This window comes from Streptomyces sp. NPDC057253 (genome assembly GCF_042669125.1).
Taxonomy (GTDB): Bacteria; Actinomycetota; Actinomycetes; order Streptomycetales; family Streptomycetaceae; genus Streptomyces.
Window position 1 is genome coordinate 16,750 of the sequence record NZ_JBHUXV010000057.1, and the last position, 22,944, is coordinate 39,693.

21 protein-coding genes and 1 pseudogene are annotated in these 22,944 nt (G+C 71.0%); 13 read left to right on the forward strand and 9 right to left on the reverse strand.

Going from position 1 to position 22,944, the window contains the following annotated elements:
• Positions 1–103: 103 nt before the first annotated feature.
• Positions 104–1,441, reverse strand: a complete 1,338-nt coding sequence (locus ACFULQ_RS27795; protein WP_383548701.1) for a glycosyltransferase — start codon at positions 1,439–1,441, stop codon at positions 104–106.
• A gap of 176 nt (positions 1,442–1,617) precedes the next feature.
• Here ACFULQ_RS27795 and ACFULQ_RS27800 point away from each other — a divergent pair, with 176 nt between their 5' ends.
• Entirely contained in the window at positions 1,618–3,708 is a 2,091-nt protein-coding gene (locus ACFULQ_RS27800) for a glycosyltransferase family 4 protein (RefSeq protein ID WP_383548704.1), read from the forward strand.
• Positions 3,709–3,736: 28 nt separating this feature from the next.
• On the opposite strand, the gene ACFULQ_RS27805 is transcribed toward ACFULQ_RS27800, so the two are convergent.
• Positions 3,737–4,237, reverse strand: coding sequence for a GNAT family N-acetyltransferase (locus ACFULQ_RS27805; RefSeq protein ID WP_383548707.1), 501 nt, complete (start codon positions 4,235–4,237; stop codon positions 3,737–3,739).
• A 158-nt stretch (positions 4,238–4,395) separates the two neighbouring features.
• Here ACFULQ_RS27805 and ACFULQ_RS27810 point away from each other — a divergent pair.
• Positions 4,396–5,650, forward strand: a pseudogene (locus ACFULQ_RS27810) (NAD(P)/FAD-dependent oxidoreductase).
• A 231-nt stretch (positions 5,651–5,881) separates the two neighbouring features.
• On the opposite strand, the gene ACFULQ_RS27815 reads toward ACFULQ_RS27810, so the two are convergent.
• A complete protein-coding gene (locus ACFULQ_RS27815) occupies positions 5,882–6,679 on the reverse strand; it encodes a DUF427 domain-containing protein (RefSeq protein WP_383548709.1) in 798 nt (265 codons plus the stop codon).
• A 344-nt stretch (positions 6,680–7,023) separates the two neighbouring features.
• Between ACFULQ_RS27815 and ACFULQ_RS27820 the strand changes: the two genes are divergently transcribed.
• The gene (locus ACFULQ_RS27820; protein WP_383548712.1) at positions 7,024–7,428 is read left to right on the forward strand and encodes a type II toxin-antitoxin system PemK/MazF family toxin; all 405 of its coding nucleotides are present in this window, start codon (positions 7,024–7,026) and stop codon (positions 7,426–7,428) included.
• 286 nt (positions 7,429–7,714) lie between these two features.
• On the opposite strand, the gene ACFULQ_RS27825 is transcribed toward ACFULQ_RS27820, so the two are convergent.
• Genes ACFULQ_RS27825 through ACFULQ_RS27835 form a run of 3 tightly spaced genes read right to left on the reverse strand, consistent with a single transcriptional unit; the run spans position 7,715 to position 9,511 of the window.
• Complete coding sequence (locus ACFULQ_RS27825; RefSeq protein WP_383548715.1) at positions 7,715–8,467, reverse strand: anti-sigma factor; 753 nt, start codon at positions 8,465–8,467, stop codon at positions 7,715–7,717.
• The gene (locus tag ACFULQ_RS27830; protein WP_383548717.1) at positions 8,451–9,011 is read right to left on the reverse strand and encodes a sigma-70 family RNA polymerase sigma factor; all 561 of its coding nucleotides are present in this window, start codon (positions 9,009–9,011) and stop codon (positions 8,451–8,453) included. Before ACFULQ_RS27830 ends, ACFULQ_RS27825 begins: the two co-directional genes overlap by 17 nt.
• Positions 9,012–9,058: 47 nt before the next feature.
• On the reverse strand, positions 9,059–9,511 hold the full coding sequence (locus ACFULQ_RS27835; protein ID WP_383548718.1) for a class F sortase: 453 nt from the start codon (positions 9,509–9,511) through the stop codon (positions 9,059–9,061).
• A gap of 40 nt (positions 9,512–9,551) precedes the next feature.
• On the opposite strand from ACFULQ_RS27835, the gene ACFULQ_RS27840 reads away from it, so the two are divergent.
• Entirely contained in the window at positions 9,552–9,827 is a 276-nt protein-coding gene (locus tag ACFULQ_RS27840; protein WP_383548721.1) for a hypothetical protein, read from the forward strand.
• Here ACFULQ_RS27840 and ACFULQ_RS27845 read toward each other — a convergent pair.
• The 3 genes from ACFULQ_RS27845 to ACFULQ_RS27855 all read right to left on the reverse strand — a co-directional run bounded on the left by ACFULQ_RS27845 (position 9,824) and on the right by ACFULQ_RS27855 (position 12,887).
• A complete protein-coding gene (locus tag ACFULQ_RS27845; protein ID WP_383548724.1) occupies positions 9,824–10,663 on the reverse strand; it encodes a DUF4397 domain-containing protein in 840 nt (279 codons plus the stop codon). The genes ACFULQ_RS27840 and ACFULQ_RS27845 overlap by 4 nt on opposite strands.
• 235 nt (positions 10,664–10,898) lie before the next feature.
• The gene (locus ACFULQ_RS27850; protein WP_383548727.1) at positions 10,899–11,492 is read right to left on the reverse strand and encodes a hypothetical protein; all 594 of its coding nucleotides are present in this window, start codon (positions 11,490–11,492) and stop codon (positions 10,899–10,901) included.
• 546 nt (positions 11,493–12,038) lie between these two features.
• Complete coding sequence (locus ACFULQ_RS27855) at positions 12,039–12,887, reverse strand: LysR family transcriptional regulator (protein ID WP_383548729.1); 849 nt, start codon at positions 12,885–12,887, stop codon at positions 12,039–12,041.
• A 341-nt stretch (positions 12,888–13,228) separates the two neighbouring features.
• On the opposite strand from ACFULQ_RS27855, the gene ACFULQ_RS27860 reads away from it, so the two are divergent.
• The 9 genes from ACFULQ_RS27860 (at position 13,229) to ACFULQ_RS27900 (ending at position 22,198) form a co-directional block, all read left to right on the forward strand.
• Positions 13,229–13,951 (forward strand): alpha/beta hydrolase, encoded by a 723-nt coding sequence (locus ACFULQ_RS27860; protein ID WP_383548731.1) that lies wholly within the window; start codon positions 13,229–13,231, stop codon positions 13,949–13,951.
• A complete protein-coding gene (locus ACFULQ_RS27865) occupies positions 13,948–14,796 on the forward strand; it encodes a sulfurtransferase (protein ID WP_383548734.1) in 849 nt (282 codons plus the stop codon). The genes ACFULQ_RS27860 and ACFULQ_RS27865 overlap by 4 nt, the downstream gene beginning before the upstream one ends.
• A gap of 25 nt (positions 14,797–14,821) precedes the next feature.
• Positions 14,822–15,712, forward strand: coding sequence for an ABC transporter permease (locus ACFULQ_RS27870; RefSeq protein WP_383548736.1), 891 nt, complete (start codon positions 14,822–14,824; stop codon positions 15,710–15,712).
• A gap of 4 nt (positions 15,713–15,716) precedes the next feature.
• Entirely contained in the window at positions 15,717–16,469 is a 753-nt protein-coding gene (locus ACFULQ_RS27875; protein WP_383548739.1) for an ABC transporter ATP-binding protein, read from the forward strand.
• Entirely contained in the window at positions 16,466–17,437 is a 972-nt protein-coding gene (locus ACFULQ_RS27880) for an ABC transporter substrate-binding protein (protein ID WP_383548741.1), read from the forward strand. Before ACFULQ_RS27875 ends, ACFULQ_RS27880 begins: the two co-directional genes overlap by 4 nt.
• 43 nt (positions 17,438–17,480) lie before the next feature.
• Positions 17,481–18,581 carry an LLM class flavin-dependent oxidoreductase gene (locus ACFULQ_RS27885; protein WP_383548744.1) on the forward strand — a complete coding sequence of 367 codons (1,101 nt, stop codon included), beginning with the start codon at positions 17,481–17,483 and terminating at the stop codon, positions 18,579–18,581.
• A gap of 62 nt (positions 18,582–18,643) precedes the next feature.
• Complete coding sequence (locus tag ACFULQ_RS27890; RefSeq protein WP_383548747.1) at positions 18,644–19,651, forward strand: ABC transporter substrate-binding protein; 1,008 nt, start codon at positions 18,644–18,646, stop codon at positions 19,649–19,651.
• A complete protein-coding gene (locus ACFULQ_RS27895) occupies positions 19,648–20,796 on the forward strand; it encodes an acyl-CoA dehydrogenase family protein (RefSeq protein WP_383548749.1) in 1,149 nt (382 codons plus the stop codon). The genes ACFULQ_RS27890 and ACFULQ_RS27895 overlap by 4 nt, the downstream gene beginning before the upstream one ends.
• A 28-nt stretch (positions 20,797–20,824) precedes the next feature.
• Positions 20,825–22,198, forward strand: coding sequence for an FAD-binding oxidoreductase (locus ACFULQ_RS27900; RefSeq protein WP_383548752.1), 1,374 nt, complete (start codon positions 20,825–20,827; stop codon positions 22,196–22,198).
• Positions 22,199–22,944 lie beyond the last annotated feature (746 nt).

A 22,944-nucleotide genomic window follows, 5' to 3' on the forward strand; every position in this document is an offset into this window, starting at 1 on the left:
TCCTGTATGCCCCTGGTCTCCCGGTGCGCTTCGGCACGCCTCAATGAGTACCAAACCCTGAACGCCCGTCGTGCGAACGGCGGCCGCGTCCGCGGCGCAGGCCTCAGCCCCCGGCCACCCGCCGACCCATCGCGGCGAGCAGCTCCGCGGCGGCCCAACCCGGCCCGCGCCCCCGTACCGCGGCGGACAGCCTGGCCAGACGCGGGTTCGCGTCCGCCCAAAGGGTCTCCAGAGTGGTGGGTACGCCTTCGGAGGCCAGCGTGTTCGGGTCGCGTACCACGCCCGCGCCCGAGCGTTGCGCGTCGTAGGCCACGGAGAACTGGTCGCTGGAGAACGGCAGCACCAGCGCGGGCACACCCGCCCGCAGGCACTCGGTGAAGGAATTGCCGCCACCGTGATGCACCATGGCGTCCACATGCTCCAGCAGCGCCTGCTGCGGCACCGAGGGGACCACCACGACCCGATCTCCCGCCAGATCGGCCAGGGCCCCGGCGCGCTCACCCGCCGCGACCACGACGGCCGTGTCCCGCAGGCCCTCCAAGACCCCCGTGACCACGGTGCGCAGGACGTCGTCGCGCGCGGACAGGAACGTGCCGAGCGCGACCAGGACGACGCGCGCGGCAGCGCCACGCAGCCCCTTCAGCCGCGCCTCCCATTCCGCGTCCAACGCCGTCGCGGGTGCGGCCATGTGCCCCGCGAACAGCCGCACGGGCCCCTGTGGCGGCGTGGGCAGCCAGGGCAGCTCGGGATAGGCGTGCACGACGGCGTGCGGAGAGCTGAGGGCGAAGGCCCTGCCCGGAGCGGGCCGGGAGGGCGCGTGTTCACGGGCGAAGGCCGCGAACAGAGCCGTGAAGGCCTCGTCGTTGGCCCGGACGGCCCCCCGCAGCTTCTCCAGAGCGTCCGGTTCGGGGCGTACGGCGTCCGGCCAGGCGTACGGGAGACCGAACCAGGCGTCAGGTCCCGAGAGGACGTAGCTGGGATGCCCGGGGCAGAACGTCGCGTACGGCAGGCCCAGGCAGTGCAGGGCCAGGGTGACCGGGTAGCTGAGCTGGTCGACGACGTACCAGTCGGGGCGCAGACGCCGGTCTGTGGCGCGCAGCGCCTCCAGCACTCCCTCCGGGTCCGCGAGCATGTCCGCGCGCCGGTGCCGGGCCTGGGCGAGCAGCGCGGCGACGGCTCCCTCGCGGGTCGCGTCGAGGAACTCCCGCAGCCGCTCCGCCTCCCGCGCGTCCTGCCGGGTCGCCTCGGCCACCCCGGTGTTGGCGTTGCGGGTCACGGACAGCGGTACGAAGCCCGTCCCCGCCTGTCGAGCCAGATGCTCGAACGCCGGCGCACACGCGAAGTGGACCTCCGCGCCCCGCTCGCGCAGCGCACCGGCCAGGACCGACAGGGGCTGGGCATGGGACAGGAACGGGGGACTGACGACAACGACACGCGGCATGCGAACCCTTCGTCCAGACGTCCTGCGCCCGCGGTCCACCCGGGCCGGGCCAGCGCATCCTAGCCCCGTCCGGGCCGCGCGCACGGCATGACCATCACCACGCAGCGGGGTGCATCCGCGCGTCCCCCGCTTCGAGAACCACCAAGGTCAGAGCCGTTTCTGAGACAGGAGAGCGCGTGGCCGCCGCTGCCTTCGCACCTACCCGGGCGACCGAGAGCACGGGACGACGGGCCGCCGTCGCCACTCAGGACCGTGACCCCCTGGTCGCCGCCCGGACCGCCTTCTTCAGCGGTGCCCGCTGGAGCGGGCACGCCGACGAGCGGGACGCCGCCGGACGCCCGCAGGACGACCTGGTCCGACTGGTGGAGGCCGAGTACGGGGTGTCGCCACGCACCGTGCCGCCCGGTGGCGGGCTCGGCGTCGGACGCGAGGACGCGGCCGTGGCGGCCCTTCGCCGCGCCGCCCGTCTCGGTGTGCCGCTGACCCCGGAGGCCCTGCTCGCCCACCGCGACGGCGGCCCGTGGCTGCGGGCGGTGCTGACCGAGCTGTGGCCGGAGACCGTGCGCTGGCACGGCCACCGCCACGCTGAGGAAGTCCTGAGGGAGACGCTCACCGAAGCGCCCGACGCCCCGACGACCGGTCACCTGCTGGACCTCGCCGTGGCCACCGGCCTCGCCCCCCTGACTCCGGCCGAGGCCGCGCCCGCGGGACGCCATGACGACCGCGCCGTACGCCACGCCGCGTGGCGTTACCTGCACCAACTCCCCGGTGGTACGGCCCACTTGCCGGACCCCTCCGCGGCCTCGGACGCCTACGAGCGGCTGCTGTTGGACCCGCCGACACCGGTGCTGGGGCCGCGAGAAGGCGAGCGGGAGGGCCGGGTGGTCGCGCAGACCATGTTGCTGGGCGGCCTGGACACGCCGGGACAGGGCCTGAGCGGGGGAATGGCGGTCCTGCTCGGCGGTCTCGGCGACCGACTCGCCGAGACCGAGGGGATCGCCGGTGTGATCACGGTCGTGACGGCCGGACACGAGGACCTGGCGGCCGACGGCCGCCTGGCCCACGAACGCCGCCCCGGGCACTGGGTGCTGAAGCTGCCCGTCGACACGCCCCGCTCACCCGTCCCGACACAGACGCATCGGCACCGAACCGCGCTGACCTGGTGGGCGGTGCGGCTGCTGGGCGGCATGCCGCGGCCCCTGGACGTCATGCACGTCCGCTACGCCGACGACGCGAGCCTGGCACTCGCCGACGCCGCCGAACGGCTGGGCGCCGCCTCGATGTTCACAGCCACCCCGGACCCCCATCGCGGACTCGCCGAACGCCACGCCGCGAGCGACCACGGCGACCCGCGGGCCGCCCAGGCGTTGCGGCACGACCTGCACCGGGTGTTCGTGGCCGACCGCCTCGTGGAGCGCGCGGACACGATCGTAGGCATCCCGGGGCGCGGCGGCACCCGTGAACTTGTCCGCCATTACCCTCACCTGGCGCGCCTCGCCGGAGGCAAAGGGCCCAGCGCCCCGCCCGAGGGCATCGCCCCCTACCGGGCCGCCCCCGACGAACACGACCGGCAGCGCGCGGCCCTCGCGGCCCTGTACCAGGACGGCGCACGCCCCGACGCTCTCGACGCCGAGGACCGCGGCCTCCCCTTGCTGCTGTCCGTCGGCCGGCTTCACCCGGTCAAGCAGCAGGACCTGCTGGTGCGGGCCTGGCTCGAAACCGGCGGGTACGGCACCAGCACGCTGGTCCTCATCGGAGGCAGCCCGCACACCCCCACCGAGGCCGAGGCCGACATGCGGCGCCGTATCGACACCCTGCTCGCCGGCTTCCCGCAGGCGTCCCGGCGCTTCGCCCTGCTGCCCGCACTGCCCAACGCCGACGTACGCCGTCTCCAGCGGGCCCTGGCGGCACGCCCGCAGGAGGCGCCCTGCTGGTACGTGTGCCCAAGTGCCAAGGAGGAGTTCGGGATCGCGATCCTCGAGGCGATGGAGGCGGGCCTTCCCGCCGCAGGGCCGCGGAACGGGGGTGTCGCCCACTACCTGCGCGACGGGGCGAACGGGATCCTGATGGACACCTCCGGCCCGACCGGCCTCATGCACGGCCTACGACGCCTCGCGCACATCGGCGACGACGAACGCCGCCGGTACGCGGCCGCAGGCCGGAACCTGGTAACGGAGCGCTTCTCGGTGACCCGCATGGCGAACGAACTCACCGCCGAGTACGGCGCGTTGCAGCGACCCGGGGCGTGTGGCGGAAGTGGACCTTGAGTCTGGGGTGAACTTGGGCGTACGCCACTCACACGGCTCGTTCCATGCAGACCAGTTGGTCCCGCTCGTCCCATGACTCGGTGACGGTGAATCCGAGCCGCTCGTAGAGGTCTATCGCTCCTGCCCGCCACTTCCACACCGACAGCCGCACCACGCCGGCGCCCCTTGCCTCAGCATGCACGAGCGCGGCGCTGACCAGGCTGGACGCGATGCCCCGCCCCCGGAACGCCGGGTCCGTCCAGAGCCTTTTCACCTCGCACCGTCCGTCGACGGAGGCGGTCACCACCAGGCAGCCCACCGGTGTGTCCCCGCTCAACGCCAGCAGCACGACATCGTTGACGAACGCGGCCCGTGGATCCGCGATCTCCACCCGGTAGCGGTCCGGCAACCCCTCCACATCGGCGACGGCCTCACCCTTCTCGGCCTGCGTCTGCAGATGGTAGGCCGCCAGCAGATCTGCCGGCCCATCCTGGGAGGAAGGGGCCCGACCGGGCCAGCGGACGATGGCAACCTCACGTTGATCAGCCATGACGCGAGCATCGCATGACACGCACTCGGGCCGGAACGAGTGTTCCGCGGGGCCGGGCGGGTGATCGGCGCATCCGGGAGAGGTGTGCGGAGGGAAGAAGGTCGGTAGCCGTACGTGGCTGCCGCCCCGGCACCGCCGGACTCGCCGAGGAGGCTTCCGTGCCCGCGTCCCCCAACATTCCCGACGTCCTGGTCATCGGCGCAGGTGTCGCCGGACTGGCCTGCGCGCGGGACCTCCTGGCGGCCGGGCTGGACGTCAAGGTCATGGAGGCGTCCGACACCGTGGGCGGCCGGATGCGCACCGACCAGGTCGACGGCTTCGTCGTGGACCGGGGCTTCCAGGTGTTCAACACCTCGTATCCGCAAGTGCGCCGCAGGCTGGTCCTGCGCGAACTGCGGCTGCGGCCGTTTACGGCCGGCGTCCTGGTGCACACAGCCGGGCAGGGCACCCTGCGCTTCCAGGACCCCACTCGGCGTCCGCATGCATGGTCAACACTGCTGCCAGGACGGCTCGCGGGCCCCCGTGACCTCGCTGCGCTCGGCCTGCTCGCGGCCCGCGACCTGTTCGGCCCGGTCAGCCGGATGAAGGCGGCGTGGGACCGGACGACCCGCACCGCCCTGGCCGACGCCGGATTCTCCGCGGAGTTCGTCGAACGCTTCTTCCGGCCGTTCCTGTCCGGAGTCTTCCTGGAGGACGAGCTGGAGACCTCCAGCCGCTTCTTCCACCTCGTCTGGCGCAGCATGCTCCGCGGCACCCTGTGTCTGCCGGGCGCCGGGATCGGTGCCGTCCCCGCGGCCCTCGCCGCCGCGCTGCCCGCGGGCACGGTCCGCCTGGAGACCACCGTCAGCGCCCTCACCGACGACGGCGCCCTCACGGACACCGGACAGGAACTGCCCGCGGGCGGTCGTGGTGGCCACCGGCCCCGGCCCCGCGGGACGGCTGCTCCCCGGCCTGAAGGTGCCCGACTGCCGCGTGGTGACCACGTACTACCACGTGGCACCGCGATCGCCGCTGTCCGAGCCGACTCTCCTCGTCGACGAAGGCCGCCGGTTCTTGAACACATGTGTCCTGAGCGAGGTGGTGCCGGGATACGCCCCGGACGGCTACGCCCTCGTGGGAACCTCCGTGCTCGGCGGGGACGCCGACGGACGGGAAGGGACCGTGCGCACCGCGCTGGCCGAGGCGTACGGGACGGACACCGCGGGATGGGACCTCCTCACCGTCCGCACGATCGTCGACGCGCTGCCCGTCATGGCCCCGCCGCTGCCGCTGAGCCGCACCACCCGGGTGGGGCCGGGACGTCACGTGTGCGGCGATCACCGGGCCACGGGCTCGGTCCAGGGAGCGCTGGCCTCCGGCGCCCGAGCCGCTCGGGAAGTGCTCCGGGAACGCTTCCGTGAGCTTGATCTTTAACGTGTACGACCGAACGGTGCGTCGTATCTGATCACTGGGTTCGGTCACTGTCTTGTGGGTCGAAGTGGATCGGACGCGGCGGGCCCTGGCCTCGGTGCTGCTGCCGCGGGCGGTCGACGGCCAGCTGGGGATTGTAGGAGATGGGACATGGGGGTGCGTCGTATCGCCGACTGTGACCAGCAAAGTGGTTGGCGCTCCTGACGGCGACCTTCTTGATGGCTCTTCCCGGTTTCACCAAAGGTTGGTGCCGGGTGGGCCTTTGAAGGGTCCTTGCACCTCTGCGGTGATCCAGCCCCCGTAGAAGTCGCCTTCTTGGGCGGTGACGTCTTCTCCGGCGACGGTGCAGCGGTCCATGCGGCTGGGGTAGAAGGCGAGGAAGTCGGTGAGGGCCGTGTAGTCGGGTTCGGGATGGGGGTAGCTCCAGGCGGCGCGAGCGCGTACGTCGTTTCCGACGATGACGTCCCAGTAGCGGGCGGCTCCCTTCCATTCGCACCACGTCCGGCCCGAAGCGGCGGGGAGGACGAACTCGGTGTGAACGTCCTGGGGAGGGATGTAGAAGACGGGGGGATGGCTGGTCTCCAGTACTCGGATCGCGCTGCGGGTCTCGGCGACGACCTGCCCGGCACATTCGACCCGTACGAGACGGTCGTCGTCCTGGAGGGCCGGTGGCCGTGGGTAGTCCCAGACAGACTCGACAGGGCGTGGAGCGGCCGGTGGCCGATGGTCGTCCAGCGGATCGAGGTACACCTCGTCCTCATAGCACCAGGCCCATGCCTGGCCCGCTGTCAGAGTCCGGGCCGTGGGGTGATCGCTGGAATCGAAGTGTGCTGTGGCGTGAGCGCCGGGGGAGCTGTCGGTGCAGCCCACGTGCCCGCACGTCAGGCACAGCAGCAGGTCGCCCGGCGCGCGTCCGCGCGCCGCGCACGGCAGGCACGTCTCACTCAGCGGCGTGGGGTCGGCCGTACAGACGTGGGAGCAGTGCTTGCCGGACGGCCGTCCGCCGTCGTGCCGAGGCGTCCATCTCGTCATCGGTGAGCACCGGCCCGGCTGCTTGCCGCATGTGCGTGCATCTTCGGCTCACCTGCTTGCAGGCCGATGCCTGTGCTGGTCATGAGTGCTCCTCCGGCCTTGTGTGTCTTACCAGGTGTTTCGGCGCTGCGTCGGGTGAGGGATGCACGTGGGGGATGCCGATCACTCCTGCCCACGGCAGCCCGCCCAAGATCAGGTTCGTTGGCCAGGTGGTGGCGGCCGGCCTGGCGTTGCAGATTAGAGTCCTTCAAACAGTCAAGGCGTCCGGAGACGAGGCTGTGCCCTCTCCGTGCTTCGGTCGCGAGCATGCGGGGTCTGCCCGCAGTCCCGTGCCAGGAGGACATGTGCAACGCGGCGAAGTCTGGTGGGTCGAGTTCGACGAGCGGCGGCCGGTCGTGGTCCTGTCGGGTGACGAGTCGCGGGGGTTCCGGGCGATGCAGGTCGTCGCTCCGGCCGGCGTCGACATCAGCGGTCTGGGAGTCGAAGTGGCAGTAGGAGCCGCGGAAGGACTGCCTTTCGAAGGCGTGCTGCGGTTCGGCTTGTCCCATCCGGGCTTCACCCCTTGCACCTGGCTGACCACACTGTCCCGGGACGACCTGATCGAGCAGGCGGGAGTCCTGTCCTCCGCGAAGCTCAGTGCGATTGAGGATGCGCTCCGTCTCAGTGAGCAGGAGAGGGAGTGGACCCCGGCCACGTCTGCGAAGCTCAGCGACATGAGGGACGCTCTCCGTCGCGGCGGGCTCAAGTAGGCGGAGAAGGAACGGCCTGCCTGACAGCCCGGCCGATCTCGTCGACTCTGATCTGGGCATCTCCCGTATCTGTGTCGGGTGTTGAGGCTGATCCGTCGTGGGTGGAGACGTTCACGGGTCTGCGGATGCGGCAGTTCGAACGGGGTGGCAACGGTCACCATGCGGTTCAAGCCGACACCCACCTGCACAACCTCACCCTGACAGCAGGACCAGAACAGCAGACACCCGGTCCTGACCTGACCGAACCAGGTCGCGTCGCGCGCTCCGAACGGCTGACCAACCGCGCTCAGCCGGCGTAGGGGCCGCGGACGAGGCTGTCTCCCGAGTGGTCGGGCTTGCCGTTGTAGGGCTGGACGGAGACGTCTACCACGGAGTATTCGCGCAGGTCGATGGTGTCCGGCACCGGCAGTGTGGCGCTGCCGTCCGGGCCGAGCACTCCCATGGAGACGAGTTTGGTGTGGGAACGGTCCATCAGCCATACCTCGAAGTAACCGGAGGTCTTGGGGAGTCCCTCGACTGTGATCTTGAGGAGGCGGTGTCCATCGTTGCCGCTGAGCCGCGCGTATCCTGCCGAGCTCGCCTGGAGCGAGTCCAGGCGCCGGCCGTCGACGGCGGACACACTGGAGTTGTCGCGGGTGATCCACCACGTGATGGTGCTGCCCGCTGCTGCCCCCAGAAGTGCGGCGCAGGCGGCGAGTGCCACGCTGAAGCGGCCCAGCCGCCGGGCTTTCGGCCGCTTTGGGCGGCTGTCGTCGCCGGAGTGTGAAACCGCGGTCTCCGGGAGGTCGCTCTCGGCCGGGACGAGGCGGGACTGTGTGGACAGCTGCAGTTCGCTCGCGATCGAGTGCCACAGGTCTGCGGGCGGAGTGAGCAGATCGCCCTCGTCGGGTCCGGGCGCCTTCATCGTGGAGACGACGTGGCTGAGTGCTTGGAGTTCCTGTGAGCAGCGGGCACAGGTGCGCACGTGCTCGTCGTCGGGAGCGGACGGGCTCTCCCCGATCGCCATCAGCGCCAGTGTCTCCTCATTCGTGTGCTCCACCGTCCACCTCCAACCGGTTCTTCATGCGCAGCAGCCCGCGCCGTGTGTTGCTCTTGACGGTGCCCAGCGGCAGTCCTGTGCGCTGTGCGATCTGCGCCTGAGTGAGGTCCTCGTAGAACGCCATTTTGAGCACAGTCCGTTGCTGTTCGGGAAGCTTTTCCAACTCGTCCGTCAGCAACACGAAGTCCAGCACGGAATCCGCCGCGCCTTCCTGCTGGTGGCTGCTTGCGGCGGCCTGTGTGGTCACCGCTTCGACGTCTCTGAGGTGGCGAGAGCGTCGGGTGAGCTGGTCGGCCACCTTCTTGTGGGTGACGCCCATGAGCCATGCCTTGAGCGATCCACGCTGCGGATCGTAGTTCTCGCGGCCTCGCCACGCTCCCACGAAGACCTGCTGGGTGACGTCCTTCGCCTCCTCCGGATCGCCCAGCTTCCGCAGGGCCACGGTGAAGATCAGTGCACCCCAGCGCCGGTACGCCTCGTTGAGGCACGACTCGTCGCCCTTGGCGAAGCCATGGCCCAGGTCGTCGTCGGAAGTGGACTTCACGGACGCCACGCTAGCCGCTAGCACCTGTGAGCCGCCCCATATTGTGCTCACGTTGGCGCCTCCACGGCCGTGACGATCAGATTGTTCTGATATCCGCCCTCGTCGGGGCGATAGGGGCCAGTACAGGTGATCAAGGTCAGGACCGCTGGCCCGTCTCTGCGGAATGCTCCCGAAGCCGCCAGGTCCTTCTTGCTCACCGTGCGGCGTGACGTGACCCGGTAGGCGACCTTTTTCCCGTCCTTGCGGACCACGACTACGCGATCGCCCCGGCGGACGTCGTGGAGAGCGACCAGGACGCCCAGGCCGCGACCGTCGGAATCGACGTGCCCCACGACGACTGACGATCCTTCGGCCGATCCCGGTGCGGGGGAGAAGCGGTACCAGCCGACCCGCTGCGGGTCCTCCGGAACCTCCGCCTGTCCATCGGCCGAGACCCCCACCGCTTCGATCACCGCACGGACGTCGAGTCGGGGCAGTGACAGCGAGGACGGCTCGGGCACCCGAGCCGCAGTCCTCGGCACGCTGAGGTTCCCGGCAGGTGTGGACGGTGGCGGTGTCACCTTCCCGAGGCCGGCCGGCGAGCTGCTGCTGCCCGCCAGGGGACCGAAGTCCTGGCTACCGGCCCCGGACCGTCCGGGCCAGGTGCCGGTGATCATCAACGCGGAGACAGCGAGCCCCAACAGCGCGAAGACCAACCCGGTGTGCATCAGATGGCGTGGCGAGGGTTTGCTCATGCAGTACGACCTCTTCACGGCGAACGACGGCGGGGTGCTGCCGGCCGGCGCTGACAGCACCCCGACTGGACGAGTGCTCTAGCGAGCCGAGGACCGCAGCCGATAGAGCAGTCCCGCGGCGCCCAGTGCGGACACCGCGCCCAAGGAGAGGGCGCCGAGGGGGATGCTCTCGTTGTGGGTCGCGGCCTCGGCCGCACCGGTCTCGCCGGCCGGAACACCGCCTGGCGCCGAGTGCATGCCGGTGAGGCTCTGCGTCTTCAGCTGAAGGTTCTTGTCGTCGGCGCTGCCCCAGGCGTACACCACCGTGTTGGTGCCCTCGGCCAGGTCGAGATCGGCCGGACCGATCGCCACGGTGTCGGTCCCGGCCAGTACGACGTCGGCGGACACCGTGCCTGCGTCGACCTCGCCCTTGGCCTCCTCGGGGTTGACGAGGTCCTCGAACACCGGCGTCCCGCCGGCGCGCACGTCGACCGCGGGTGCGGCAGCGACATGACGGACAGTCAGCCGGGCCTTGCCCGCGGGGACCTTGGACACGTCGTTGACGAAGGCGTCCAGCGCAGGCTTGCCCTCGGCCGTCAGGTGTGCGACCAGGGTGGCACTGACTCCTGCGGGGACGTCGACCGTCTTCTCGATGGCCGGCGTGCCATCAGGGCCTTCGCCGTCCTTGAAGATCTTGATGTCGTAGGAGCCCGCGTCGAGCTTCATGGAGTCCGTCAGGGTGCCGGGCTCGAAGTCGGGGATCAGTTCCTTGTCTCCGGCGTAGACGTCGACCGTCAGGCCCGGTATGCCGTGCAGTACCGACACCGATGCTTGATCACCGCTGTTCTGCTGCTGCGCCAGCGCTGGTGACCCGGCGGTGACGGACAGCGCAACGGCGAATCCGGCGGCCACGGTCGCGCCCACAACACGACTGGTCATGGCGGGTTTCCCTTCCGATCGGGGACTTCTCCGGTCTGTGTGGGGACGTATTCCGCCGGTCCGGAGGAGATGGTTTCACCCGATCGGCCTTTTCTTTCTGCGAGGCCTACGGAGAACCCGCGGCGGCGTTGCCGCCTGTGCTCGGTCGGCGCTGAAGGTTTCCGCTCCTGCGCGCACGAATGGTGCAGGCGGTGCCATGGGGCGGCACCGCCTGCGGTCACGTGCGTCGAGTGGGTCAGAAGGTGGGGTGCGTGTTGGCCGTTCCGACGGTCAGCCCGGCGGCGAAGACCTTGGTCTTGAGCGTGGAGTTGAGTGCTCCGGCTGCTTCCTTGGTGAGCTTGAGCGTGACGTTGGTGGCGTCGGCCCTGTGCTTGCCGAGCTTCACGTGGGCGGTGGACAGGTCCAGCTTGAAGACGGGGACGCGGGTCTTGGTGCCGGCGACGAGACCGGTCAGCCGTCCCTTGGTCAGGTCGATGGTGAAGTTCTTGACCTCCAGGGAGCGGCCGTTGAAGACGTTGGTGAACTTCAGGCCGCCGCTGTGCTTGATGTTTCCGCCGAGAGGGCTGGTGGTCAGGGAGCCGCCGGTGATCGGGTAGGTGGCCTTGAGGGTGGGCCGGCCGTCGACGAAGGTCAGGCTGGGCTTGCCCGGGCGGGTGACGATGGGGGCGATGCCGTTGGACAGCAGTGCCTTGGCGATCGCCGGTGCCACCGTCACGGAGGTGTGGCCAGCCTTGACGTGGACGGTGTCGGGGGTGGCTGAGGCGATGGGGACTGCGATCAGCAGGGCGGCCGCGGTGGAGCCGGCAGTGACAAGTGCTGTGCGGGTCATGGCAGTTCACTCCTGAGACGTGTGGTGCCGGGTGAAGCGGATGACGGGGACGTATTCCGCCACTGCTGCCGAAGTGGATTCCGCGCACAACCCAGAAAATTGCGTCAGCTCCACGGAGTTGCTTCGCTGCCTGGGGATGTGGGTGACACCGCCTGCTTGGCGGTCAGGGCGCCCACCGCTGCCACGGCCACGCGATACCGCTTCATCGGCCAACCTCGCCTGCATCACCCGGTAGCGCGGGCTGCCTCAAGCCGGCAGGGCGCCGAGGTGGCTTCGTCACGCCGCTCCGACCGATCTCCGGCGCGTCGAGTTCCGATGACTCGGGACCAAGGAGCGCCTATCTGAACCGTCTCGTGCTCGGCGGCCCGCCGCGGTGCGGGAGATCGGCTGCAACGGTGGCTGCCGTGGTGCGGCCTGGAGATCTCTCACAACCGACAGTGCGGGCACTGCACCTGGGGCCAGTCCGAAGCCTCCACCGATCCCGGCGCGGTTCACCCCGTCGCACCGTGACTCCGGGCAGGCTACTGCGGCAGCCTCGGGCTCACCTCAGCGCAACAGTCCCCGTATCGCGTCGAACGCCGCCGTCACCGTCGCCGGATCCGCCCCCGGACGGGCCAGCGCACTCATGGGGATGGGGGTGACCGGGGGCAGCCCCTCGTAGGGGGTCAGCCCGTCCGGTGCCGGGCCGACCGCGGCGAGCAGGGCCACGCCCTGGCCCGTGCGGGCGATGTCGAGGACGCCGGCGAGATAGCCCGCGTCGCCGACGACCGTGGCCTGCACCCCGTGCGCGGCAAGTGTCGCTATGGCGCGGCGGCGGATCGCGCAGGGGTCCTCGATGGCGACCAGCGGCAAGGGTGCCGGCGCGGTCGGCGGCTCCCAGCCGGGCGTGGCGTGCCAGAGCAGGGGAAGGCCGCCGACCGGAGTGCCCTCGGTGGCCGCGGCCTCCGTCACGTACACCGCGACGTCCACGCTCCCGCGCTCCACGGCCTCGACCAGGCGTGCCGAGCGGTCGATGCGGAACCGCACCCGGCAGCCGGGCCGCACCTCCTGGACGGCCGCGGTGAGGCGGGGCAGGAACTGGTCGGCGGCGTGCTCGGTGGATCCGATCGTGACGGTGTCGCCGTCGACGTCGAGCAGTGCGCGCACCGCCTCGTCGTGGACGGCGAGGATGCGCCGAGCCTGCTCGACGAGAAGGCGACCCTGGGGGGTGAACCGCATGCCGCGGCCCTCACGCTCGACGACCGGGCCCCCGAGCGTCTTCTCCAGCCGGCGTACATGCTGGCTCACCGCGGACTGGCTGAGCGCGAGAGAGCGGGCCGCGCGGTGGAAGCCGCCGCAGTCGGCTATCGCGGTCAGGCTGCGCAGGGCCACGATGTCGAGGACAGGTTGGGGCATACGGCGACCGTAGCCGCTGTCCGGCATCGATCGCGATTGCTGATCGGTTTCGATGCGGAATCGTCGTTGGACGTGATCCGTCCGCGCCGGTCATGATGAACCCATGGTTCCCACGACCGCTTCCGCTGCCCCTCTGACGCAGCGCCGAGTCATCGACTTCGGCGTGGCGTGCAGCGCGCGCTGTCGTTGATCTCCGCCGCGCACCGGCGTTCCCGTTCTCCGCGCCGGCGCTCACGCCTGGCCTGAGCTGATCACCTCCCGCCTGTCCTGACACGTGTCGGCATCTGTTCCTGCTGTTCACGCGCCCCTTCCCCCTGCCCCGAAACGGGAGTTGCTTCCCCATGCCCTCCTCTCCTTCCTCCTCGACCACCTCCTCCTGGGACGAGCCCGAGGGCCTCACCGCGCGCGGCACGCTCATCGTGCTGGCCGGGCGGGGCGAACACGGGGGCGTGTACGAGCGGTTCGGCCGCCGTCTCGCCTTCGACGCCTACCGGGTGCGCGCCCTCGGCGACGCCTCCGCGGATCCCTCCGTGCTCGACGAGGCGGCCAAGCTCCTCGCCGACGAGTCACTGCCCGGCCCCAAGGTGCTCGTCGGTTCGGACACGGGCGCCCTTCACGCCGCTTCTCTCGCCGCCGAGCAGCCCGCGGGCGTCGACGCCCTGATCCTGTCCGGTCTGCCCACCGGCCCCTGGGCATCAGGAAGTTGGGAGAAGGAGGTCGAGGCACGCACCGCCTGCCCCACCCACCAGGGGCACCTCACCAACGACCCCCGCTTTCGGCGTGGCGCGCTCGACGAGACCGCTGTAGCGCCGGAACTGCGCCTGGATCTCGCGGGCGTTCCGGTACTGGCCCTGCACGGCACCGACGACGTGGTCAGCCCGCTCGTCCGGGCGCTCAGTGCCTACGAGGGCCATCCGGGCGTACGGGTGGTGACCTTCAACGGCGGTCGGCACGACGTCCTCAACGACGCGCTGCACCGCACCGCCGCGGCCACGGTCGTGCTCTTCCTGGAGCGGCTGCGCCTCTCGCCCCAGCTGCCCGCGATCGCGGAGGGTCTCGTATGAGCGCCCGCGTGACGACGACCGTCACCGAGCTGCGCGAGCTGCTCGCCTCGGACCGGCCGCCGGTGGTGCTCGACGTCCGCTGGGCGCTCGGTGACCCGCACGGCCGCGATCACTACGCCGACGGGCACATCCCGGGCGCGGTGTACGCCGACCTGGACACCGAACTGGCCGGGGCACCGAGCCCGCAGGAGGGCCGTCATCCGCTGCCCGACCTGGCTGAGTTGCAGACCGCGGCCCGCCGATGGGGCCTTCACACCGGGCAACCGGTCGTCGTGTACGACGATCTGGGCAACACGGCGGCGGCCCGTGCCTGGTGGCTCCTGCGGTACGCCGGAGTCACCCACGTGACCTTGCTGGACGGGGCGTTGGGTGCCTGGCGGGCGGCGGGCCTGCCGTTGGAGACCGGAGTGCCGGCTGCTCCCGCGCCGGGCGACGTCGTACTGAAGCCGGGCGGTCTGCCGGTCACCGACGCCGACGGCGCAGCCGAACTCGCCGCCTATGGGCTGCTGTTGGATGCCCGTGCCGCCGAGCGGTACCGGGGCGAGGTGGAGCCCGCGGACCCGCGGGCGGGGCACATCCCGGGCGCGATCTCGGCGCCGACGGGGGAGAACCTCGCCGCGGACGGGACGTTCCTGCCGCCCGAGGTGCTGCGCAAGCGGTTCGAGGAGCTCGGCGCCGGAGCCGGGTCCCGGATCGGCGTGTACTGCGGTTCCGGCGTCACCGCCGCCCACCAGATCGCCGCGCTCGCCCTCGCCGGCTTCGAGGCGACGCTCTTCCCCGGCTCCTGGTCCGCCTGGTCCGCCGACCCCGCCCGCCCGGCCGCGACCGGTCCGCTGCCGTCCTGAGGCGAACGCGAGAGGAATCCCGCACATGACGACGAATCCGCTCGACGCGGCAGACACCCGAACCTTGCCGCGCCCCCACCCCCTGACCGACGAGGCGCCGCCGACCGCCCGGGTCACCATCCGGGGCAGCGCCCGCACCACCCGCCGCTTCCGGGTGCCCCGCTCCGTGCGCCGGACGTCCGGACCCGTCGGTCTGGTCCTGCTCTGGTTCCTGACCTCGGCCACCGGCGTGCTCCCGGAATCGGTACTCGCGTCCCCCGTGGACGTCCTGAAGCAGGCCGTCGAGCTGACCCGGAACGGCGAACTGCCCAGCGCCATCGCCGCGTCGGGTCGCCGGGCGGCCATCGGCTTCCTCATCGGGGCGAGCGTCGCCCTGAGCCTGTCCCTGCTGGCCGGACTGTTCCGGCTCGGCGAGGACGTCATCGACTCCTCGATGGGCATGTTCCGGGCGATCCCCTGGGTGGGGCTGATCCCGCTGTTCATCGTGTGGTTCGGCATCGAGGAGACCCCGAAGATCGCGCTGGTCGCGCTCGGTGTCACCTATCCGCTGTACTTCAACATCTACGGCGGCATCCGCTCCACCGACTCCCAACTCGTCGAAGCCGCACGGATGATGGGGCTCGGACGGCTGGGCCTGATCCGGTACGTCATCCTGCCGAGCGCGCTGCCCGGGGCCCTCGTGGGACTCCGGTACGCCCTGTCCACCGCCTGGCTCGCCCTCGTCTTCGCCGAGCAGATCAACGCCGACGCGGGCCTGGGCTATCTGATGAGCAACGCCCAGCAGTACTTCCGCACCGACGTCATCGTGCTCTGCCTCGCCGTCTACGCGCTGCTCGGTCTCGCCTGCGACTTCGCCGTACGCGTCCTGTCACGCCGTCTGCTGACCTGGCGGGCCAACTTCGAGGGTGAGGCATAGGAACATGACCAACAGTGTGGAAATCCGCGGTCTGTCACGGTCCTTCGACGGCAACACCGTCCTGCACGACCTCGATCTCGACCTCCGTGAGGGCGAGTTCGTGGCCCTCCTCGGGCACAGCGGCTGCGGCAAGTCGACGCTGCTGCGGATCCTCGCCGGGCTCGACGAGGAGATCGGCGGCGAGGTCACCGTACCCGCGCGCCGCAGCGCGGCCTTCCAGTCGCCGCGGCTGCTGCCCTGGCTGAAGGTGTGGCGCAACGTGGTCCTCGGTCTGCCCGGCCGCCCCGACCGCTCGCGCGCCGAGAAGGCGCTGGAGGAGGTCGGTATCGCGGACCGGGCCGGAGTCTGGCCCAAGACCCTCTCCGGCGGCCAGGCCCAGCGGGTCTCGCTGGCCCGCGCCCTGGTCCGCGAGCCCGAACTCCTGCTCCTGGACGAGCCGTTCGGAGCCCTCGACGCACTCACCCGGGGCAGGGCGCAGCAACTGGTCGCCGAACTGTGGCAGCGGCACGGCTGCGCGATCCTCCTCGTCACCCACGACGTGGAGGAGGCGCTGCTGCTCGCCGACCGCGTCCTGGTCATGGACGAGGGCCGCATCGCCCACGACCTGACCGTCGGCCTGCCGCGTCCCCGCGACCTCACCGCCCCCGAGTTCGTCGCCCTGCGCGCCCGGCTCCTCGGCTGGCTCGGCGTCACCCCCACCAACACCCCCACCAGCACCCCGGCCGATGCCAAGGCCCTTGAAGGGACCCTCTCGTGATACGCACCCTCACCGCCACCGGACTCAGCCTCGCCGCCCTCCTGGCGCTGACGGCGTGCGGCGCCGACTCCTCCGCCGACACCGCCACGAGCCAGGACGAGGTCACCCTCACCATCGGCGACCAGGCCAAGACCCTCCAGACGATCGTCGCCGCCTCCGGCGCGCTGAAGGGCGCCGCGTACAAGGTGAAGTGGGCGGAGTTCGAGGGCGCGGCCCCGCTCTACCAGGCCGTTCAGGCGGGCGCCGCCGACACCGGGTACTCCGCCGACCTGCCGGCCCTCCAGGCGCTCAGCGGCGGGGTGAAGTTCAAGAACGTCGCCGCGCTCAAGAACGACGGCAGGCACGTCGGGATCGTCGTGCGCAAGGACTCCGGCATCGACAGCGTCAAGGACCTCAAGGGACAGAAGGTCGTGGTGTCCTCGGCGAAGGGCAGTGTCGCCGAGTACCTGCTCGCCAACGCTCTGAAGCAGAACGGCCTCACCTACTCGGACGTGAAGGTCCAGTACCTGCTGCCGACCGACGCCCAGGCCGCGTTCGCCTCGGGGAAGGTCAAGATCTGGGCGACCTTCGGCGTCTACCAGGCCGTCGGTCTGGAGCAGGGCGGCAGGCTCCTCGTCGACGGCGCCGACGGGCGCGTCAGCGGCTACGGCTTCATCGGCGCCTCCGACAAGACTCTCGCGGACCAGCAGAAGAAGGCCGCCCTCGGTGACTTCCTGCGCCGCCTCGGTACGGCCCTGAAGTGGACGAGCACGCACCAGGACGCGTACGCCAAGGCCATCGAGCAGCGCAACGGCGCCGACGCCTCCGTCGCGAAGACGCTCGCCTCGGCCGCGTACAGCCAGGTTCTGCCGATCGACTCCGACGTGAACAGGACCGTCCAGGGGGTGGCCGACCTCATGAACGGCATCGGTGTCCTGGAGCCGAATGTCGACGTGGCCAAGTCCGCCGACACCTCCGTCCTCAAGTGACCTACGCGGAAGTCAACTGACGTCCCGAGAAGGGAAGTTCACCATGCCCGTCGAGTTCATCAGCGCCGTCCACACCGATTCGGGGGCCTTGGGCCCGGCCGCGGCGAGCCGGACCGGCTTCGACCCCGACTACCTGCGCAGGTACGCCCGTGCCCTGGACGACGGCGGCTTCGACCACACCCTGGTCGCCTACCACTCCGCCTCGCCGGACGCCTTCCAGGTCGCCCAGTTCGTCGCCACCCACACCGAGCGCGTCCGGCCGATCCTGGCGCACCGACCCGGCGTCGTCTTCCCCACGCACGCCGCCCGCGCCCTCGCGACCCTCGACCGGATCAGCGACGGCCGGCTGTCGCTGCACATCATCTCCGGCGGCAGCGACGAGGAGCAGCGCCGGGAGGGCGACTACCTCAACAAGAGCGAGCGGTACGAGCGTTCGGACGAGTACATCCAGATCCTGCGGAAGGTGTGGACGGCCGAGGGGCCCGTCTCGCACGAGGGCAAGTACTTCAGGTTCGAGGGCTACTACTCCGACGTGAAACCGGTGGGCGGGCTCATCCCCGTCTCCGTGGGCGGCTCCTCACAGGACGCCTACCGGGTCGGTGGTCAGCAGGGCGACATCTTCGGGCTGTGGGGGGAGCCGCTGAAGGAGACCGCCGAGCAGATCGCCGCCGTCAACGCGGTCGCGGACGCCGCCGGACGTCCCCACCCCCGTATCTGGGTGTCGTTCCGTCCGATCATCGCGCCCACCGACGAACTGGCCTGGGAGAAGGCGCACCGGACGCTGGGTGTGCTGAAGGACCAGGCGAAGAACACCGAGCTGCTGCGCCACTACCGGACCACCGGGCGCCCGGCGAACGTCGGATCGCAGCGGTTGCTCGACATCGCGGAGCGCGGCGAGGTCCAGGACCGCTGCCTGTGGACCGCCCCAGCGGTCGCCACGAATGCCGCAGGTGCCTCGACCGCCCTGGTCGGCTCTCCCGAGACGGTCGCCAAGGCACTGCTCGACTATGTCGACATCGGCTGCGACCTGCTGTCGATCCGCGGCTACGACCCGCTCAACGACGCGATCGACTACGCCCGTTACGTCGTCCCGCTGGTCCGGCAGGAACTCGCCCACCGAGCCGCCGCCTCCCAGGCCGCCTGACCCAATCGGCCTGGATCCCCGTCCACACCACACCCGTTTGCGAAGACCCTCATGGAGATGCCGTGTTGTTCCGCCGTTCCCTGCGCGCGTCCGCCGCCGCCCTCGCCCTCCTGCTGCCGTTCGCGGCGGCCTGCGGAGGCAACGCGACGGCCACGTCCGCGTCCGACGAGTCCTCGGTGACCCTGCGCGTCGGCGCCACCGGCTGGAAGGTCGAGGAGGCCATCCTCAAGTTCGCGCACCTCGACGACACCCCGTACAAGGTCAAGTGGAGCCAGTTCCAGGGCGGTGACCAGCAGTTCCAGGCCATCCGTGCCGGAGCCCTCGACGTGGCCTCGTCCAGCGAGATCCCGCCGATCTTCGCGGCAGCCGACGGCAGGCCCAACTTCAAGGTCGTCGCCGTGCAGCGCGGCTCGACCCTGAACCAGGAGGTCGTCGTCCCCAAGGGCTCCGAGGTGACCGACATCGCGGGCCTGAAGGGCAAGAGAGTCGGCTACGTCCAGAACACGACCGCCCACTACTTCCTGTACGAGCTGCTGAAGCAGGCGGGCCTGAAGTGGTCCGATGTCGACGCCAAGCCGCTACTGCCCAACGACGGTCTCGCCGCCCTCAGCGGCGGAAGCATCGACGCCTTCGCCTCCTACGGCACCTCGATCATCACCGCCCACCAGCAGGGCGCCCAGACGATCGGCTCGGGCAAGGACATCCTGTCCGGCAACTTCCTGTGGAGCGCGCGGGACAGTGTCCTCAAGAGCGCGGGGCAGCGGGCGGCCACCGCCGATCTGATCGCCCGGATCACCAAGGCGTACGCGTACGTCCGTGACGGCCGGCAGAACGCGTTCGCGAAGGTGATCGCCACCACCACTCACCAGCCCCTGGCCCAGGCGGAGAAGGACTTCCGCGCCCAGCAGGCGCAGCGGCCGACGCAGGCCCGCACCGTCGGGGACGACACGATCGCCTCGCAGCAGAAGGTCGCCGACGTCTTCGCCGAACTCGGCGCGCTGAAGTCGCCCCTGGACGTCAAGTCCTTCTGGAGCCGCGAGCTGAACACCGACCTGAGGAAGGCGCTGTGACCACGGACCTGACAGCCCGCCTCGCGCAACTGGCCCCCGACTACGACCGGTCCGGCGCCTTTCCCGCCGCCTCCCTCCAAGCCGTACACGAGGCAGGGCTCCTCACCGCCACCGTCGGCGAGCGGTACGGCGGCCCGGGCGCCGGCGTCGAGGAGACCGCCCGCATTCTGCACACCCTGGGGCAGGGTGACCCCTCGGTCGCCCTGATCGCCGCGATGACCCTCACCACGCACAGCAGACAGGCGGCCCAGCCGCACTGGCCGGAAGAGCTGTACGCGCGCCTGCTCAAGGAGTCCGAGGAGCGTCCCACGCTCGTCAACCACGCCCGTGTGGAGCCCGAGTTGGGCTCCCCGGCACGAGGCGGACTACCCGTCACACGCGCCCGGCGTACCCCCGACGGCTGGTCGGTCAGCGGCACCAAGCGGTTCGTGACGGGTGCGGAGGGGCTCGCCTGGTTCCTGGTGTGGGCCACCACCGACGAGTTGGAGCCACGGGTGGGCACGTTCCTGGTTCCGGGCGGCTCTCCCGGTATCGAGATCACCGACCGCTGGGACCAGTTGGGGCTGCGGGCCAGCGGCAGTCACACGGTGACCTTCCGGGAGGTGCACGTCCCGTGCGAGCAGGTCATCGGGCTCACCGCGTACGGTCCGGCGGCCGAGCAGGACAACAGGGCCGGCGCCTCCCTCCATCTCCCGCTCGCCGCGCTCTACTTGGGGGTCGCACGGGCCGCGCAGTCCTTCTTCCACACCTTCGCCCACGAGCGGGTGCCCGCCAACCTCGGTCATCCGGTGGCCCGTACGGAGCGTTTCCGGCGGACCGCCGGGGAGATCGAGGCGCTGCTCGCCGCCGCCGAAGAGCTGGTGTTCGGCGGAGCCGCCCGCATCGACGCCGGCGACACCGCGTACACGCCCGAACAGGCCTTGGGCGCCCGGGTGCTGGCCGACCGGCACGGCGTACGGGCCGTGGAGCTGGCGGTCCGGCTGCTCGGCAATCCGGGCCTGGCGCGCGGCAACCCCCTGGAGCGGCACTTCCGCGACATCCAGTGCGGCCCCGTGCACGCACCTCAGGAGGACATCTCCCTGCTGGCGATCGGAACGAAGGCACTGAACCCGTCACCGCACGTACGGAAGGCACGCAACCTGTGACCACCGGCGCGACGAAGGACCACAACCCGTGACCGCACCCGCTACGACCGCGCCCGCGCAGCTCCTGGGCCTCCTGGCCCGTGACCTGGCCCCCGACCGGCTGACCACGGACCGGGCGGCGCTCGCCCCGTACGCCACCGACCGCTCCGGCACCCGGCCCGTGGGCAGTCCACTGGCCGTCGTGCATGCCCGGCGCACCGAGGACGTGACCGTCACGCTCCGGCACGCGCACGCCCTGCGAGTGCCGGTGGTGCCGCGCGGTGCGGGCACCGGTCTGTCAGGCGGAGCCGCGGCGGGCGAGGGCTCGCTCGTCCTGGACCTGTCCGGGATGAACCGGGTGCTCGAACTCTCGGCGGACGACCAGCTCGCCGTCGTCGAACCCGGCGTGATCACCGCCGACCTGGACCGCGCCGCCGCCGCGCACGGGCTGCGGTACGCGCCCGATCCGGCGAGCGCGGCCCTGTCCACGATCGGCGGGAACATCGCCACGAACGCGGGCGGTCTGCGCTGCGCGAAGTACGGGGTGACCCGGGACAGCGTGCTCGGCCTGGAGGCGGTGCTGGCCGACGGCACCGTGCTGCGAACCGGGCGCCGGACCGTCAAGGGAGTCACCGGCTACGACCTGACCGCCCTGCTCACCGGCTCGGAGGGCACCCTGGCGGTGATCACGTCGGCCACCCTGCGGCTGCGCCCGATCCCGGTGGCGACGGCCACGCTCGCCGCGTACTTCTCCTCGTTCGAGCGGGCGGCCGAGGCGTCGTACGTCATCACCCGCGCCGGCGTCGAGCCCGCGCTCGCGGAACTCGTCGACGGGCCGGTGCTCCAGGCGATCGACCCGGCGCTGCGGGAGCGGGGCGCGGCCCTGCTGCTCGTCCAGTGCGACGGCGCGGGCGCGGCCGCCGAGGCGGCGTCGGTCGCTCGGCTGCTGAAGCCGCTGGCGGCAAGCGTGGAAACGACCACGGATCCCGCCGAGGCCGAAGCGCTCCTCGCCGCCCGCCGACTGGCGCTGCCCGCGCTGGAACGCCTCGGCCGGCCGCTGATCGAGGACATCGTGGTGCCCCGCTCCCGGCTCGCGGAGGCGGCCTCGGAGATCCGGGCCATTTCCGTACGTCATGACGTGCCGGTCTTCACCATCGCGCACGCGGCGGACGGGAACCTCCACCCGATCATCGTCGTGGACCCGGCGCTGCCGGGTCTGCCGGACGCGGCATGGGAGGCGGCGGGCGAGATCTTCGCGCTGGCCCTGCGGCTGGGCGGCACGCTCACCGGTGAGCACGGTGTGGGGGTGCTCAAGCGGCAATGGGTGGCGGACGAACTGGGCCCCGCGGCACACGCGGTGCAGCGCAGACTCAGGGAGGCGTTCGACCCGCGGGGCATTCTCAACCCCGGCAAGTCGCTCTGAAGGGCCTGCCGACAGCTGGGCGGACAGCGCGCCGACGAGCGCGAAGCGGGCACAGCGGCGCGTCGCTGTGCCCAACCGTTTGGTGAGTGTGGGGGATTGGCTGTCGGACACCGGCACCGAGTCGTAGCCGAGTTCGGTGCTCAGCCGCTCCGCGCAGGCCGGAGACCTTGCTGGCGCCCGGCAGTCCGGCGACCGGTCCGGCCGGCGTCTTCACCGCGCCGGCCGCCCCGGTGACGAAGACGGTGTCGCCGGGGCGGACGTCGTGGGCGCGCAGACGTTCGCCCCTGACATGCGCGTGAAAGGCGAGGACGGCTGCCCGCGGCGTCCACACCGGTCCGTGTCCGCGATGCGAGACCTGTCCGGAAAGTTATTGACCCACGTGGTGCACGTCTGCTGAACTCCCGTGCCATGAACCCGCGCGTGGACCTCACTCGGCGGCGCCACATCGACCTGGCGCACGTCTCCAGCGCGTTTTGTTGTCGCTGACCCGGTAAGTGGTCCCCGGCGGCAACCGGTGCGCACCGACGGTGCGCGTCCTGCGGAGGCGGTAAGAGACCGCCCGTAACGCAGCGCCGTCCTGTGGGACAGCCGTGTTCACCTCCTGAGCGACCGTTCCTCCGGCCTGACCTCTCCGCGCTCTCCGCACGGGCTGAGGTTCGCTCTCCCCTGCGTCGCCCTCGCACCGACTGCCCGATCTCCCGTCGATCGGCCCGCGAGTCGGCCGTTCACGCACGCTCCCCGCTCCC